The organism is Pleomorphomonas oryzae DSM 16300 (assembly GCF_000422965.1).
Classification (GTDB): domain Bacteria; phylum Pseudomonadota; class Alphaproteobacteria; order Rhizobiales; family Pleomorphomonadaceae; genus Pleomorphomonas; species Pleomorphomonas oryzae.
Genome location: NZ_AUHB01000019.1, coordinates 85,647 through 102,520, shown reverse-complemented (window position 1 = coordinate 102,520; position 16,874 = coordinate 85,647). Strand labels below are relative to the sequence as shown.

At 55.6% G+C, this 16,874-nt stretch carries 15 protein-coding genes and 1 pseudogene; 1 reads left to right on the top strand and 15 read right to left on the bottom strand.

All coding sequences use genetic code 11. The annotated features are described in order from the left end of the window. On the bottom strand, positions 1–266 hold a 266-nt coding region (locus tag G522_RS0122530; protein WP_036840566.1), incomplete at its 3' end, for a transposase. A gap of 446 nt (positions 267–712) precedes the next feature. On the opposite strand from G522_RS0122530, the pseudogene G522_RS28280 reads away from it, so the two are divergent. Continuing rightward, positions 713–1,028, top strand: a pseudogene (locus G522_RS28280) (integrase core domain-containing protein); the annotation flags it as partial. 76 nt (positions 1,029–1,104) lie between these two features. On the opposite strand, the gene G522_RS0122520 reads toward G522_RS28280, so the two are convergent. The 14 genes from G522_RS0122520 to G522_RS0122470 all read right to left on the bottom strand — a co-directional run bounded on the left by G522_RS0122520 (position 1,105) and on the right by G522_RS0122470 (position 16,795). Continuing rightward, positions 1,105–2,238, bottom strand: coding sequence for a glycosyltransferase family 4 protein (locus G522_RS0122520; RefSeq protein WP_026792966.1), 1,134 nt, complete (start codon positions 2,236–2,238; stop codon positions 1,105–1,107). Between the two features lie 185 nt (positions 2,239–2,423). Further along, the gene (locus G522_RS29735; RefSeq protein WP_210162967.1) at positions 2,424–2,831 is read right to left on the bottom strand and encodes a serine O-acetyltransferase; all 408 of its coding nucleotides are present in this window, start codon (positions 2,829–2,831) and stop codon (positions 2,424–2,426) included. Positions 2,832–3,004: 173 nt separating this feature from the next. Then, entirely contained in the window at positions 3,005–4,141 is a 1,137-nt protein-coding gene (locus tag G522_RS29730) for a glycosyltransferase family 4 protein (RefSeq protein WP_084633352.1), read from the bottom strand. A 39-nt stretch (positions 4,142–4,180) separates the two neighbouring features. Then, complete coding sequence (locus G522_RS30795) at positions 4,181–4,849, bottom strand: WecB/TagA/CpsF family glycosyltransferase (protein ID WP_425414091.1); 669 nt, start codon at positions 4,847–4,849, stop codon at positions 4,181–4,183. Positions 4,850–5,646: 797 nt separating this feature from the next. Next, on the bottom strand, positions 5,647–6,609 hold the full coding sequence (gene fcl, locus G522_RS0122515; RefSeq protein WP_026792965.1) for a GDP-L-fucose synthase: 963 nt from the start codon (positions 6,607–6,609) through the stop codon (positions 5,647–5,649). A 2-nt stretch (positions 6,610–6,611) separates the two neighbouring features. Continuing rightward, positions 6,612–7,739, bottom strand: coding sequence for a GDP-mannose 4,6-dehydratase (gene gmd, locus G522_RS0122510; protein ID WP_026792964.1), 1,128 nt, complete (start codon positions 7,737–7,739; stop codon positions 6,612–6,614). Between the two features lie 54 nt (positions 7,740–7,793). After that, complete coding sequence (locus G522_RS0122505; protein ID WP_026792963.1) at positions 7,794–8,801, bottom strand: NAD-dependent epimerase; 1,008 nt, start codon at positions 8,799–8,801, stop codon at positions 7,794–7,796. Beyond that, a complete protein-coding gene (locus G522_RS0122500) occupies positions 8,801–10,141 on the bottom strand; it encodes a UDP-glucose dehydrogenase family protein (RefSeq protein ID WP_026792962.1) in 1,341 nt (446 codons plus the stop codon). The genes G522_RS0122505 and G522_RS0122500 overlap by 1 nt, the downstream gene beginning before the upstream one ends. A gap of 253 nt (positions 10,142–10,394) precedes the next feature. Beyond that, positions 10,395–10,958 (bottom strand): transcription termination/antitermination protein NusG, encoded by a 564-nt coding sequence (gene nusG / locus G522_RS28275; RefSeq protein WP_084633350.1) that lies wholly within the window; start codon positions 10,956–10,958, stop codon positions 10,395–10,397. A 799-nt stretch (positions 10,959–11,757) separates the two neighbouring features. Beyond that, positions 11,758–12,504: a ThuA domain-containing protein gene (locus G522_RS0122490; RefSeq protein WP_026792961.1), complete on the bottom strand. Its 747-nt coding sequence runs from the start codon at positions 12,502–12,504 to the stop codon at positions 11,758–11,760. 15 nt (positions 12,505–12,519) lie between these two features. Further along, entirely contained in the window at positions 12,520–13,599 is a 1,080-nt protein-coding gene (locus tag G522_RS0122485; RefSeq protein WP_026792960.1) for an ABC transporter ATP-binding protein, read from the bottom strand. Positions 13,600–13,621: 22 nt separating this feature from the next. Continuing rightward, on the bottom strand, positions 13,622–14,533 hold the full coding sequence (locus G522_RS0122480; RefSeq protein ID WP_026792959.1) for a carbohydrate ABC transporter permease: 912 nt from the start codon (positions 14,531–14,533) through the stop codon (positions 13,622–13,624). Position 14,534: 1 nt separating this feature from the next. Then, entirely contained in the window at positions 14,535–15,422 is an 888-nt protein-coding gene (locus tag G522_RS0122475; RefSeq protein ID WP_026792958.1) for a carbohydrate ABC transporter permease, read from the bottom strand. Positions 15,423–15,502: 80 nt separating this feature from the next. Then, entirely contained in the window at positions 15,503–16,795 is a 1,293-nt protein-coding gene (locus tag G522_RS0122470; protein ID WP_026792957.1) for an ABC transporter substrate-binding protein, read from the bottom strand. Positions 16,796–16,874: the final 79 nt, after the last annotated feature.

Below are 16,874 nucleotides of genomic sequence, written 5' to 3'. Positions count from 1 at the left end.
AACGACAGACGGTCGTTGATCAGAAACTCGGCCCGCTCGTCAGAGAGGTTGTTGGCCGCCTGGATCACCAGGATCTTGAACATCATCACCGGATCGAACGGAGGCCGACCGCCTTGCGGGCCGTTGGTGTAATCAAGGGCCGTCAACAGATCGGCTCGGAATATCTCGAAGTCGACGGTCTTGCCAAATGCCTCCAACTGGTCACCGAGGTCGCTCAGCCGCTTCAGCCGGTCATCGAAGTCAAAAAAGCCAGGCAGTCCAGACATCGCCAGAGCCCTCCGCCACAAGGCAAAGGGAATCATAAAACCACTGATTTGGCGAGGTTTTTAGAAGCGTCCAGCTTGGCTCCACATTGATCGAGTTCTTCGACGATCTGATTGGCTCCAAAGGCTTGGTCGCCTGGCAGTCATTGAGTTCGTCGCCGCTGACCATACGTACATTACTGATGGTATCGTAGCGATTTTCCTGCAAAAGAACGAAGTAACCGAGGCTCCTGGACGGACCGGTCAGCGCCAAAATGTCAGTTGCTACGCAGCCTTTAATGCGGCCGGTGGCTTGGCCCTGAATTCGTCTTGTGCATTTCAGACCATGCTAATAGAATTCGGCCGATGATGGCACATTCCAAGTTTGGTTCCCCGGTGGCTTCCAGAATCCATTGCCCGCGCTGGCACAGACGTTTTGCTCTCAATGTTCGACGGCGCGCTATATGACGCACATGTTCGATATGCGTTGTCGCGAGAACGGCATCGAGCACCGCCTGACCAAAGTGAAGCATCCCTGGAACCAATGGGCAGGTCGAGCGGATGAACCGTACGATCAAGGAGGCGACCGTCAAGCGCTTCCACTACGACGATCATCGCCAGTTCGAAGCGCGTCGCGCTGATTTCGTCGCCGCCTACAATTTCGCTCGCAGACTGAAGACCCTCAGTGGCCTCACGCCCTACGAGTTCATCTGCAAATGCTGGACTTCCGAGCCAGAACGATTCACCCTCGATCCAATCCAGCAAATGTCGGGACTAAACACCTAGCCCAATCAGTTGGGCCAGGTTTGAGAAGACAGAAAATACATCAAAAGCAGACCTCGCATGCTGCAGTCGCCATAATTCACGCCCGCAAAATCGCCGTCAGAATTTCGGCGTTTCGAGGCCCATGTGCTGCCAATGCATAGGCACGGGCTTTCTTTCCCATCTCTTTCATTCTGTATGTATTCTCAGATATTTCCTTTATGAAACTCGCAGCGTCCTCTATGCTGCCGCTGCGAACTCCAATTTCCTCCTTCTCAAGATTGCAGTCAGGATCAACCTCAATACTCACGACCAACATCTCGCGAAGCCAAGCCTGAATAAATGTATTAGGAAACCCTTCTCTTACAGAGGTATTAACAAATATGTGACATTGCTCCATAAGTGTCTCGACTTCTATCTGTGTTTGTTCCCCCAGATACTGAAAGCGTGGCAAACTTCTTGCTTCTTCTAGCAAATTGGAATAATCGTCGTCCTGCCGACCCACCATAATCCACTCGAGATTCGTTGCCTCTAGTCTCTTTGCAATTTCGACGAATCTTTCTGGCTTTTTGAACGGTTTCAGATTGGCCACCCAAAGAACCTTTATTTTCTCATAATTTTTTCTGTTTTTGTAATCCACAGGTGAGAAAAAATTTCGCGCGACGAAGATTTCTCTTCCGATCTTCCGTTCTTTTGCTACCAGCCACTGACTCTTGCTCTGGCATACTATCGAGTAAGCTTTCCTGATTCCCCATCCATGCATCATCTGATCTATCGTTCGCAGTATATTACGTTCGATCTTCCGGTAAAATGGACGGAGATCATTGTCATGCGCTACGTGAAAAATAAATCTACATCTATTCAGGAAACTATACACCGCGCAGGTTGCGGTGTATGCGCCACCATCTCTTTGATAAATTACGTCGGGCCGTATCTCCCGAAGGCATTCGTACAATCCAAATGCGTCAACTAACTGCGTGTATCTCGATATCCACAATGGCCCCGGGATCCGCACAATTTTATACTTATTCTTCGATCCAGCATCGTCAGCGATATGCTTACCTATAAAGTATATTTTAGAAGACGTGTTACGCACTAAATGTTCAATAATTCGGTCCACCTGCGCTTGTGCGCCTCCCATGGCGTAAGACGAATGGGTGTGCAGTACAATGGCCACCCGGACATCCTTTTTTCCGTCGAATATATCATTATCGTGGATAGCACCGGATGTCATTGATCTTCCTCTTAATGTAATAGAGCACCTATAGCGAACAATCCCGCACCTCCACCACCATCTGACTGGCTCGGGTATATACGCCACCAGGCGACTCGCCCAAGGGTAAATCTAGCCCAGAGACGTAGTTGCAATCATGGGCGGCGTGATTGACAACGATTCATTGATATATATAACGCCTTTGACTATGTTCGCCTGCGTATTATCCGCGCCGGAACGCCCACAGCTGTACAACCAGATGGTATATCGCGTAAAATTACGGCATTCGCACCAATTTTTACGTCGTCTCCAATTTTTAAGCTCCCGATTATTTTTGCACCCGCCCCAATACTCACTCGATTTCCAATTTTTGGCGCCCCGGAGGGATTGGCATTTCCTATATTCCCGATAGTCACGCCCTGCCTAATGATAACATCATCACCTATAACTGCATTTCCGTGTATAATGATTCCTCCAAAATGCTCTATAACCAACCTTCTTCCTATAATTGCTGAGTCGGGTATGGATATACCGGTCATTATTTCGACCACTTTATGCATCAATATTGATGGAATATACAGTGCTCTTTTAACAAATTTTGGCTTGATAGACATCCGCAAGTGCCTAAAGCGGTAACACAGGATCGCCCAAAATCCTTGGCTCAGCAGCCCTTCTCTATTTGCTTTATAGTCCTCGACAACAATCCAAGGCATTTTAGGACTCACGCACGGATTTTACGATCAAGCTCGTTTTTATTTGAATGCTGTTTGTTTGTATTAGAGTTTACTCACTCTACGTTTCCTCTTAGATTCTTACCCGATGATAGATCGTTATAAAGGCTCAAAAACGCTCTCGAAGTGACACTGGAGTCGAACTTTTCTTTTGCAAAAATTCGACTCCTATTTCCCATTGTGGCGAGCGTTTCTGGCGATGACGCTAGCTCAGAGATCGCGGCAACCAGCATCTCCACGTCATTGGGAGCAATGAGCAGACCTCGCTCACGTCTACCGAGTAACTCAGGGATAGAGCCATACGGGGTTGCAATTGGAACTAAGCCAAGTGACATCGCCTCAAGAACAATCATAGGCATACCCTCGAAAGGAACTTTTGAGGGCAGCACTAATATGTCGTAATTCTTTAGAATTTCTGGCCAATCCGCGTGAGCAAAGACGCCGCCAAAGGTCAGGGCTCTATTTACAGATGCTTCCGTTTCAATTTCCCGTTTTATTGGTCCGTCGCCATATATTGTGAAATGCACCGAGGCTGGATAACATCTATTCGCAGCTTTCAATACCAGGTCTACGCCCTTCTCGGACACTAATCGTCCAGCAAACAACACCCGCAAAGAGTCATCGTCGGCTGCCGGAGTTCTAGCTTCCTTCGGAATCCTGACGGAGTTATATATGCTTATTGATTTCCTGCTGGGGACAAAAGTGTGCTGGGTGAATAACTCAAGTTCTGTTTGGCTTAAAAAGACGATCTTTTCCGACATGCCAATCAGAAACTTTAAGGCCACTCTTACAAGCCCCGTCGGCTTTGTTTCAAGAAATAAACCCCCATGAAAATGGAGTATTACAGCCTTCCCGCTAATACGCGCAGCTAATACAAATGGTAGATCCCGGTAAATGGATCTTGTCATTAACGCGGTGTTGGAGTGTAATATATCGTACTTTTCTGTTATTGCCTTTAACATTCCCTTAAGTATGTTTAGTAGTGATGCTAATTTTCGCAGATACCACTTACCTGTCTGAGGTGCGCCAAGGACGAGATGAGTATAGTGTACTTCATCACCTAGCGCTTGCTTAAGTTCGCTTACGACAGCCGATATTCCGCTGACGTTAACACTGGAAGCCAAACTTGGTGCAGAAATTAGTACACATATCTTTTTTTCTTTTAAAGAACGGGGATCACAATTTGCGTTCATCTTCCGCTCCTGTAGCGCAACGCCTAGAACAAACTAAATTTAGCGGAACTCGCTGGAACCACGGAGGCGGCGTATTACGTTAAAAAGTATATCTGGTACGACGCGGATTATAAATAGAGGTGCGAGGAGCAGGTAACGTTTCCAAAGGCGCTTCGGCTCGCTTGAAAGCCGATGCAGCCACTCAAGACCGTTATCGCGCATCCACTTGGGTGCTCGCGCTACGCTTCCTGATTGAAAGTCAAAAGCGGCGCCAACGCCAATGCATACACCATTGCCAAGCAACGGAGTGGCTAGGTCCATCCAAATTTCCTGTTTGGGGCTGGAAATTCCGACCCAGACAAAATCGGGACGGGATATCCGAATATTTTCAATTTCGCTATAAATCTCATCCGATGTTGCTTGACCTCGACCCAGCGCTCGCATGGGAGGGCTAAAAACTCCAGCGATCTTGAGGCCCGGGAACTTTTCCACCAAACGGCGGGCCATTTCGGCCGCCACACCAGGCTTCCCCCCGTAGAAGTAGTGACTTTGGCCGGTGTATAAGGAATGCGAGCAAAGTGCGTCGACCAAATCTGCCCCTGTAACTCGGCCAATTGCTTTTCCATATCCCATCAACCGGCCTATCCAGACTAAAGGCATACCATCAGGCACAACTAGGAGTGCCTTTTCATGTATTTGGAGAAGGGTCGGGTCACTAGCTGCCAACATAAGGCTCGGGACTTCTCTAACAAGTACGAATCTACATGAATTATCTTTTGCTGCCTGCGAAATGTAATTCACAGCCTGCGTCATATGTGTTGCGCTAATTGGAACGTTAAGAACGCGAAATGTTAAAGGGGGGCTAACCAACACAGTAACGGACTCCTGGGTGAACTTTCTTGCGTATATATTTTTGGTTGTACACTTAACTAAGCTATCGTATTTTATAGATATATTTCATTGTCTTGCTATTTCGCGAAATAGATAACAGTCACTTCTTATGCGCCAACCGCCAGTGCTATGAACTTCAATGTATTCTGAAGGTGGGTTCGAATGGTTAAGGAAAATTAGAGCGCCATTATATCGGCGGGCACAAGAGCGTCCGAAGCCCGCCTAGTGACACGCGGGGGGCTTCGATGTGATCGTATGAGTGCGGACTCTGGCGTGACATGCCGGAGCGGTTAGGATCTTGCCAGACGGTGGGGCGCTTTTACTATCATTCGACCGAGCAGGACGGTGCTCAACTGTATCTCCGAGAATATGTTTCGGCGATTCTGACATAAAGCGAGCGGCGATTTGGGCGACCGCCGGTCAACTACCTCGGTCTCATTAGGCCATGAGCATAGAGTAACTAATTGCCATAAGCTGGACCTCACAACAACATGGCCACGGCTAATGAAATTAGTTAATAGCATAAATCAATTGTCAATCACGCCAGCTGCGTACAGTAAATCACCTTAATTCAGGGCTTCAATCCAAGACCATGATTCTTGTCCATAGATAAAGCCCGTACTGCCGGACTTGAGTTACCGACGCGCTTCTGCCTGTCGTAGCGTCACTTGACCGGCGACGAAAGCGGCATATGTCTCTGCAATACCTTTCTTCAACTCAATCTTTGCCTCCCATCCAAGAGTGCGAAGCTTTTCGGCACTCATGAGTTTGCGCGGCGTGCCGTCAGGCTTAGACAGATCATGAACGATTTCGCCTCTATACCCTACTACTTCACAAACGAGCTTCGTCAATGCCAGGACCGATAGATCTTCTCCCGAGCCTACGTTCACGTGCTCGAAGTCTGAATAGACTTTCATCAGGTGGACACAGGCGTCTGCACAATCATCAACGTGGAGGAACTCTCGCAACGGCTTGCCGGTGCCCCAGACAACAATCTGCTTAGCGCCGGTAATCTTTGCTTCGTGTGCCTTGCGGATAAGAGCTGGCATTACATGGCTGGAATTGAGATCGAAATTGTCGCCTGGCCCATAAAGATTAGTAGGCATTGCCGAGATGAAATCAGCGCCGTGCTGCTTGCGATAGGCTTGGCAAAGTTTAATGCCCGCAATCTTCGCGATAGCGTACCATTCATTTGTTGGCTCAAGCTCACCGGTAAGCAAGGCGCCTTCGACAATTGGCTGGGCAGCAAACTTAGGATAAATACATGAGGACCCAAGAAAACACAGCTTTTCAACACCCGACCGAAACGAAGCTTCAATTATATTAGCTTCGATCATCAAGTTATCGTACAGAAAATCAGCTGGATAACTGTTATTCGCTAGGATTCCGCCGACCTTTGCAGCCGCCACAAACACGGCGTCTGGCTTGGCAGTTGCCACCCATGCACGCACCGTAGCCTGATCCTTGAGATCTACATCATTGCGATTAGCCGTCAGTATTTCGCAATTCTCCGACACCAATCTGCGGACAATTGCGGCGCCCACCATTCCGCGGTGTCCAGCCACCCAAACCTTCTTGCCTTTCAATTCATATGGCATCGTCAGCCCTCCACACTGACTGGCAGGTCTAGACCGTGCTTTTTAAGGAGAGCATACCGCCGCGCAGATTTGTGATCCTCCGCAACCATTTCGCGACACATTTCGCGCGCAGAAATTTCTGGAACCCATCCGAGTCGTTCTTTTGCCTTCTTTGGGTCGCCCAGCAGAGTTTCCACTTCCGATGGGCGGAAATACCGAGGATCGATGCGGACAATCACGTCACCAACGTTAAGTGCGGGCGCGAGGTCCCCAGAAATGGCTGAGACTACCCCAACCTCGTTAACACCCTCTCCCCGAAATTCGATGCTGACGCCGAGGTCTTCGGCCGCCCATGCGATGAACTCACGAACGGATTGCTGCACGCCTGTGGCAATCACAAAATCTTCCGGTTTGTCCTGCTGCAGCATGAGCCACTGCATCCGGACATAGTCCCTGGCATGCCCCCAATCACGCAGCGAGTCGATATTGCCCATGTAGAGACATGGTTCGAGTCCCATGGCGATGTTCGCGAGGCCACGCGTAATTTTTCGCGTGACGAATGTTTCACCGCGGCGTGGTGATTCATGATTGAATAGAATGCCGTTGCACGCGTACATGCCATAGGCTTCACGATAATTTACAGTTATCCAATACGCATATAGTTTTGCTACAGCATAAGGACTGCGCGGATAAAACGGGGTCGTTTCTCGCTGGGGGATTTCCTGAACCAGACCATAAAGTTCGGAGGTGGACGCTTGATAGAAACGGGTTTTCTTAGTTAGACCCAGAAACCGTATTGCTTCAAGAAGTCGCAGGGTGCCAATGGCATCGACATCAGCGGTATATTCGGGAGCCTCGAAAGACACCGCAACATGGGACTGCGCGCCAAGATTATATACCTCGTCGGGTCCGATTTCCTGAATGATGCGCGTTAGATTTGAGGTGTCGCTCAGGTCCCCATAATGCAACTTTAGCTGCGCATTATCGACGTGGGGATCTTCATAAATATGGTCTACGCGTTGCGTGTTAAACAATGACGCACGGCGCTTAATTCCATGTACTTCGTACCCCTTAGAAATCAAAAATTCGGCAAGATAGGAACCATCTTGGCCCGTGATACCAGTAATAAGGGCTGTTTTCCTTTGTGACATTATTTCAAGTCCTAAATGCTGGATTTTATCTGAAATAGTATTTTGATGCCTATTTCAGCCCTTCCAGGTTCTGTACCATTCGACGAAGTTCTTCACCCCGGTTGGAACGTCGGTCTCCGGGACGTATCCGGTCAGAGCCTTGAGCAGGTCGGGTGCGGCATAGGTCTGGGGAACGTCGCCCTTCTGCATGGGCAGGAGGTTGCGGACGGCTGGCTTGCCGAGCGCCGTCTCGATGGCCGTGATGAAGTCCAGGAGGCCGACCGGCTGGCCGCCGCCGATGTTGACGATGCGGAACGGTGCCTGCCTGGACAGCGTGTCGGTCACGCCCTCGACGGTGACGCGGTTGTCCTCGCTTGGAGCGACGGGTACCAGGCGAACGATCGCCTCGATGAGATCCTCCACGTAGGTGAAGTCGCGCCGCATGTTGCCTTCGCCGTAGACGTCGATCGGCTCGCCCTTCTCGATGGCGTCGACGAACTTGAACAGCGCCATGTCCGGCCGCCCCCAGGGGCCGTAGACCGTGAAGAAGCGGAAGGCGGTGGTCGGGATCTTCCACAGGTGAGCGTAGGAATGGCCCATGACCTCCACCGCCTTCTTGGTGGCGGCATAGAGCGTCAGCGGCTCGTCGGTCTTGTCGCTTTCGGCAAACGGCACCTTGTCGTTGGCGCCATAGACCGACGACGTCGAGGCGAGCATCAGGTGCTTGACCTCGCATTGCTTGGCGAGCTCCAGCACGTTCCAGCTGCCGGTCAGGTTGGCGTCGACATAGGCCTTGGGGTTTTCGAGGCTGTAGCGGACGCCGGCCTGAGCGGCGAGGTGGATGATCACCTCCGGTTCGGCCAGCTCTGCGGCCTGCTTCAGCGCTTCAGCATCTTCCAACTGGCCGATCACCGCCCGAAAGCCGTTCGACCGTTCGAGAAGAGCATGCCGCGCTTCCTTGAGGCGAACGTCGTAATACGGCGTCATGCCGTCGAAGCCGACCACGAAGTGACCCTCGTCGAGCAGACGCCGGGCGAGATGGAAGCCGATGAAGCCGGCGGTGCCGGTGATCAGGAAGCGCATCACTCGGCCGCCTTGGAGAGGGAGCCTGTGAGCTCAGAGCCGCGTCCGACGCTGGTATAGCTGAAGCCGTGCTTTTCGATCTCTTCGGGCCGGTAGATGTTCCTGAGATCGACCAGCACCGGCGCCTTCATGACGCCTTTGAGGCGGGGGAAGTCCAGCGCCCGGAACTCGTTCCACTCGGTGACGATGCAGACCGCATCGGCCCCCTCAGCCGCCTCATAGGCGCTGCCGACGTAATCGACGCCCTCGATCAGCTTCCTGGCGTTGTCCATACCCTCGGGGTCGAAGCCGCGCACCTTGGCGCCGGCGTCCTGCAGCGCCTGGATGATCGAGATGGCCGGGCTGTCGCGCATGTCATCGGTCATCGGCTTGAAGGTCAGACCGAGCACCGCCACCGTCTTGCCGCGGGCATCGCCGCCCACTGCCTGGATCACCTTCCTCGCCATCGCTCGCTTGCGAATGTCGTTGACGGCGACGGTGGTCTCGATCAGGCGTACCGGGCTGTCATAGTCCTGGGCGGTCTTGACCAGCGCCAGCGTATCCTTGGGGAAGCAGGAGCCACCATAACCGGGACCGGCATGCAGGAACTTCGCCCCGATGCGGCCGTCGAGGCCGATGCCGCGCGCCACCTGCTGCACGTCGGCGCCCACCTTCTCGCAGAGATCGGCGATCTCGTTGATGAAGGTGATCTTCATGGCGAGAAACGCATTGCCGGCATACTTGATCAGCTCGGAGGTGCGGCGCTTGGTGAACAGCAGCGGTGCCTGGTTGAGGTAGAGCGGCCGGTAGACCTCGGTCATTACTTCCTTGGCCCGCTCGTCCTCATAGCCGATGACGATGCGGTCGGGCCGCTTGAAGTCGTCGATGGCCGCGCCCTCGCGCAGGAACTCCGGATTGGAGACGACGGCGACGTCGGCGGTGGGATTGGTCTCGCGGATGATGCGCTCCACCTCATCACCGGTGCCGACCGGCACGGTCGACTTGGTGACCACCACGGTGAAGCCCTTCACGGCGGCGGCGATCTCGCGGGCAGCGGCGTAGACATAGGAGAGGTCGGCATGGCCATCGCCGCGCCGCGACGGCGTACCGACGGCGATGAACACCACGTCGGCCTCGGCCACCGGACCGGCAAGGTCAGTGGTAAAGGTCAGACGACCCGCCTTGACGTTGGCGGCGACCAGTGCATCCAGCCCGGGCTCGTAGATGGGGATCTCGCCGCGCTCCAGCGCCTCGATCTTCTCCACCGCCTTGTCCATGCAGACAACGTCATGGCCGAAGTCGGCAAAGCATGTCCCAGAAACAAGGCCAACATAGCCAGAACCTATCATCACGATCTTCAAAATCGATACTCCGAAATTCTTCGCTTCAAATCTTCAAACCGACTTCAAACGTTCGATAAAGCCACAACCCGAGCACGGTATTCCAGATAGGCCTGAACGCCCAGCCGGGCCAACCAGACAAAAGCTACCGCACTCCGGGTGAAATCGCTTCACCAGGGACCATTTGCACCACCGTCGCACATGAACAGCCCAAAGACCGTTCTCCCACACCTCGATCGGAGGCTATCAACGCATCAAACCAAACAGGCAGCGATCAGGCGACCTTCAAGATCATGTCCCGAGAAACGCCCGTCCGAACCTGACCCCCCATCAAACTCATCAACAATACCAATCGATTACGCCCATCGAGCCGTTCAATCACGCCCAGCTGTTCGGCAAACGGCCCCTCCCTGAGGCGTACCGTCATGCCGGGTTGCAGCGGATCAACGAACTCGAGAATTCCGTTGGCGTCGGTCGACGCCACCAAGGTTTCAACAACGCCGGCCTTGACCGCCAGGGGAGTGCCGCCGCTGGTCACGAGCGACCGCACACCCAGCGTTCCATTGATCGATCGCCAGCGCGCCCGCATCGGATCCAGGCGCACGAAGACATAACCGCGAAAAACGGGCGCCGTCGTCGCGATTGTCTTGCGAGCATGGCGTCGCACCACTTTTTCAAGCGGAGAAAACGTATAGAACCCCTGCCGACGGAGGTTATCGATTGCGACACCTTCCCGCTGCGGCTGGGTCATGGCGGCAAACCAACGTTCACCCTCTGGAGGCCTTTCAAAAGCGGCCTCAGACACTCCAACAACCTTTTGAGACAATAAACTTTCCATAAGGCCCCTTCTTACGCCAAAACACACGCAACTCGACGCCCTGAACCGTAATTAACCCTCACGACGAAATGCCATCGTGATTTTCAAACCCTTCCTTGCCATTTTAATGCAATTATCCTGCCAATTCACTATCCCCCTAAAACCGCTAGCGTAAGCGGCTCTGGCGACGAAAACGTGACGCTCGGCAGGCGTTGTATCCGATATGGCGAGCTTCCAACCATCCCCTTCAAAAACAAACACTTAACATAAGCCACCAGAGCCAGGCGGCCCCGAAATTTCTGAAATATAACTTGCATTCCAGATGGCTCACCCAGCCCCAACCATCAGGGAAATCCGTTAGTCAACGGTACTTTCGATTGAGTAACGCTGTCAACTGTCACCGCCTGTGAAGGAGGATGCAAACCCGCCCCATAGTAAATCTGCATCACCCAGCGAGCCCAATATCCCAGATTGGGCCGTTGGGCAGGGGCGGGTGAAAACTGGGGTATTAGTGGACCAGGAACCTCTTCAAAGCGATCAAGCGGCAATGCTCCTCGATCTACCGTAGAGGCAGGCAAATACAGCTTCGAGCGGTCGGACTCCCACATCTGCACCAAGCGCCATCTCCCTCGGAGCAAATGTCAGATTCGCCTCACCAGGATCGCGAGGTTGTTGCCGGTTGTCGTTGAGGGAATGCCGAATGGCGATAAATGCCCGTGTGGCATGCGACGGTCGATTTGGCAAAAGGATTGGCCTCGCCAAAGTCGCAAGGAACTTGCTGCCAGCCATCGGCACCAAACGGATGACCTGCTGGGATTTATCAGCTCCTCGCCATCGGACGCGGATGCAAGGGTTCGGCGCGGTGCCAGTTTTCGAGGACGCGGCCGTCGGTGTGGGCCTGCTTCACCCAGCGAATGCCGTTGGAGATGACCTTGTGGACCATCGGGTCGTGATAGATCGGGAAGGTCTCGTGGCCGGGGCTGAAATAGAAGATGCGACCGCGGCCGCGCTGGAAGGTGCAGCCAGACCGGAAAACCTCGCCGCCGGAATACCAAGACATGAAGACGATTTCGTCCGGCTGCGGAATGTCGAAGGGCTCGCCATACATTTCGGAGGCCGCCACCTCGAAATAAGGCGGTAGCCCTTCGGCAATCGGGTGCGACGGGTTGACCACCCAGACGCGCTCCAGATCGCCTTCAGGCATTTCGCGCCAGGAGAGATTACAGTTGGTGCCCATCAGTCGCTTAAACAGCTTGGAATGGTGGCCCGAATGCAGCACGACGAGGCCCATGCCCCTGAGCACGCGCTGCTGCACGCGGTCGATCAGGCCGTCGCTGACGTCGTCGTGGGCCATGTGGCCCCACCAGAGCAATACATCCGTGTCGTCAAGAAGGCTTTGCGGCAGGCCTTCGTCGGGATCATCGAGCGTGCCGCGATGGATCTCGAAATCGGAGTGGGCGATACCCTTGGCGATCGCACCGTCGATGCGGTCGGGATAGATGTCGCTCACCGCCTTGTGGAGCTGCTCATGGCGGCCCTCGTTCCAGATCGTTATCTTGATGGACATATTTTCCTCTCTGCGTCAGGCAGCCTTGGCGGAACGGAGAATCCGTCCATCTGGGCTGAAGATGTGACAGGCGGTGGTCTCAGCGGCGAACGGCACCCGGTCGCCTGGGCGGAAGGTGACGTCGCCCTCGACGCGGACGACGATCGGCTGCTCGATTGAACCGACGGTGAGATAGGTCTCGACGCCCAGTCGTTCGACGATCGCCACCTCGGCGACAAAGTGAGCGGCCTGGGTGTCGACGACCTTGATGTGTTCGGGCCGCACGCCCATTCGGGCGGGCCCTTCGGAAAGCGAAGCATCGGCAAGCACGAAGCTCATGCCGAGCGGGCCCGCGATATGGGCGCGGTCGGCGCTCTCCCGTGTCACCGCGACCGGCAGGATGTTCATCTTTGGCGAGCCGATGAAGGTGGCGACGAACTCGTTGTCCGGCCGATGATAGAGATCCATCGGCGGACCGACCTGAGCAACGGTGCCCTGATTGAGGACGACGATCTTGTCGGCCATGGTCATCGCCTCCACCTGGTCGTGCGTCACGTAGACGACGGTAGCCGAGAGCTCGCGATGCAGCCGCTGCAGCTCGGCCCGCATCTGCACGCGCAACGCGCTGTCGAGATTGGACAGCGGCTCGTCGAACAGAATCAGCGCCGGCTTCTTGATGATGGCGCGGCCGATGGCGACGCGCTGGCGCTGGCCACCTGAGAGGGCGCCTGGCCGGCGATCGAGCAATTCGCCCAACTGCAGGATCTCGGCCACTTCCTCGACCTGGCGACGAATCTCGGCCGGCGCCACCTTCTTGAGGCTGAGCGAGAAGCCGATGTTCTCGGCCACCGTCATATGCGGATAGAGCGCATAGGACTGAAAGACCATGGCGATGCCGCGCTTGTCGGGCGGCACGTCGTTGATGCGCGTGCCATTGAGGACAAGATCGCCGCTGTCGATGCCTTCAAGGCCGGCGATCATGCGCAACAAGGTCGATTTGCCGCAACCCGACGGCCCCACGAAGACGGCGAACTCCCCATCTTCGACCGTAACGTCGACGCCCTTGATGACTTCCAGCGCGCCGTAGAACTTGCGGACGTTGTTGAGGTGGATCATTGGCTCGAACTCTTGTTTTCTCTCAGCCCTTCACGCCGCCCGAAAAGGTCTGGACGAGGAAGCGGCGCGCGAAGCCGAAGGCGACGACGGCGGGAACCAGGTAGATGAAGGCAAGCGCGGTCAGCAGGCCGTAGTCGATCTCGTTGATGCGCAGGAAGGCGCGGAAGAGACCGAGCGGCAGTGTCTGCAATTCCGGCGACGACAGCAGGATCAGCGGCAATAGGAAATCACCCCAAGCCGACATGAAGGCGAACAGGCCGGACGCGGCGAGGCCAGGCAGAGCCAGTGGCACCAGCACACGCCGGATGCGCTGGATCATCGTGGCGCCGTCCATCAGGGCGGCTTCCTCATAATCGCGTGGCAGACCGTCGAAGAAGGTCTTCATGATCCACAGCGACAGCGGCAGCTGCATGGTGGCGAGCACCAGGATCAGGCCGAGATAGCCGTCGATGAAACCGGTCCAGCGCATGATGTCGCGCGTTGCGCTTCCGAAGATGGGGCGCAGCAGGGCGCCTTCGGCGTTGTTCAACGTCAGCAGGAACTTGTAGAGCGGCACCACCAGCGCTGTGGACGGCAGCACGCGGATGAGCAGGATGGCGTAAAGGAAGGGCAGCTTCCACCAGGCACGGGTTCGCGACAGGGCATAACCGCCGAGGCCGGAGAGCACCATCACCAGGAAGGTGGCGGATCCCACCACGAACAACGAATTGAACAACCACTTGGCGCCGTCTTCCTTGGCGAAGACGCGCAGGTAATTGGCAAAGGTCCAGGTCTCAGGCCAGCGCAAGAATAGCTGGGCGTTACCGTCGAACGAGGCGATCAGCAGCCAGAAGAACGGAATGGCGCAGAAGATCGAGATCAGCGACAGCGTCGCATAGGCCATCAGATCGCCACGCACGCAGTTGGCGGATTCGCCGGGAGGAGCCACGGACATGTCAGATCTCCACCTTGGCGGCGCGAACGTAGGCAATGCCGAGCATCAGCGACACCAGCAGGGCAATCACCGCCACTGCCGCGCCATAGCCGAGCTGGTAGGCCGTGAATGACTGGTTGTAGATGTAGATGCTGATGAGTTCGGTGGCGCCGCCAGGGCCACCGCGGGTCAGCGCGTAGACGAGGCCGAACACGGCGATGGTCGAGACGGTCGAGATCAGCATGTAGAGAAGAATGGTCGGCATCATCAGCGGCAGGGTGATGCGACGGAACATTTGTGCCGGCGTGGCGCCGTCCATCCGCGCCGCCTCGTAAATTTCCTGGGGAATGGTGCTGAGGCCAGCGGTCAGCAGGATCATCGCCGTGGCGATGCCGCGCCATGTGTTGACGACGATGATCATCGCCAGCGGAAACACTTGCAGCCAGTCGGCGGTCGGCAGACCGAAGAAGGAGACAATGCGGCTCAACGTGGCGTGATCGCCGCCGGCCAGCATCGAAATCCACATGAAGCCTGCCACCACTTCCGGCGCGGCGTTGGGCAGCAGGATGATCGACGAGAACAAGGTCCGGAAGACGAGGCGACGACGCAGGGCAATGGCCGAGACGAGGCCGAGCACGAACTGGCCGATGATGGCCGACCCCAGCACGAAGACAAAGGTGACGAACAGGGCGTTCCAGAACTTGGCGTCGTTGAACAGGCGTGTGTAGTTGCGCCAGCCGACGAAGCGGGGTGCGCGCGCAGCAGCGCCGGTCAGCGCCTCGTTGGTAAACGACAGATAGACCGAATAGATGGCCGGATAGATGACGAAGGCGAGAAGCAGCAGCAGCGACGGCAGGAGCACGATCATCAGCTGCCGCTCGGCGCGCCGTTCCTGGAGCGTTTTGGCCATGGGGCTCACATTAGTGGATCGAAAATCGTGGGACGCGAGGCAAGCCGCGCGTCCCCTAATTCATGGGCGCAAGAGCGAAATCACTTCACTGCGTCGTCGCCGAGCGTTTCCTTGACGTAGTCGACGAGGATCTTCTGGGCGCCGGCCGCGTCGACTTCCTTGCGGAGCAGAGCATCCGTGGCGCGGGCCACGCCCTCAGCGACGGTGCCGAAGCCGGCAGCCTGCTTCAGGAACGTGCCTTTCTCGGCAGCCGCATGGATCGGAACGAGTTCGGTGAGCTTCTGGAACTCGGGATCGCTGGCCGCGTCCTTGCTCGCGGGAATGTTGCCGATGCGGGCAGCATAGGACACTTGCGTCTCAACCGAACCGATCTCGAGCAGCGCCTTCTTGGCAAGCTCGACATTGGCCGACTTGGCATTGACGGCCCAGGGCGCAGCGAGGTTGGCGAGCACGAACTGACCGCCGGTCTGCCCGGGAACAGTCCAGGTGCCGACCACCTTGGTCACATCCGGGATGGGGTTCTTGCTCTCGCGACCCCAATCGAAAATGTAGCACCAGGAGCCGCAGGTGGTGGCGACCAGCTTGCCGGCCGGGAACAATTCATACTTGGGGATCACCCAAGGCTCCGGTCCGAGCAGCGGTTGCACCGGCATCAAATCCTTGTCGATCAACGTCTTGTAGACATTGAAGACATCCTTGACGCCCTCGCCGTTGAGATCGAGCTTGCCATCGTCTGTGACGATCTGCGGCGTCTTGGAGCCGACGATCAGGTGCTGGAAGCCCTCGTCGAAAGCGCCCGAGCCCCAGCTGACGCCGGCCGGGAACAGGAGGCCGTAGGCACCGGTCTTGGTCTTGATCTCCTCGGCACGGGCGATCAGGTCATCCCAGGTTTTCGGCTGTCCGGTGGAAATGCCAGCCTTTTCCAGCACGTCCTTGCGATAATAGATCTCCTGGATGCCCAGCATGTAGGGCATCACATAGGTCTCGCCGTCCGGGCTGACCGCCAGCTTCTTGGCGACATCGTAGAAGTTCTTGTAGCCGTCCCAGGCATTGATCTCGGTGGTGATCGGCGCGAGATAGCCGGCGTCGACCATATCGGCCACGGCGGCCGTCGACGGCATGGAGAACAGATCGGGGCCGTTGCCGGCGCCGAGCTCGGTCAGGAGCTTGGAAAGATAGTCCTTGTCGGGGGCCGGGTATTCGACCACCTCGACCTTGACCCCGAGCTTCTTCTCGATGCGCTCGACCGTCGATTTCATCGCGTCGATACCGGCCTGGCCGTGATTGGCCAGACGAAGCGTCTCAGCCTGCACGAACGTTGACGTGCAGCCGAGCAGGATGGCGCAGAGGCCACCAAACACCGTCTTCTTCAACGGACAATCCTCCCATGATGGATGCCTGACGCCCTCCAGCGCCAGTCGTAAGAAGTGTACACGTTTTCGCAACTCCGGC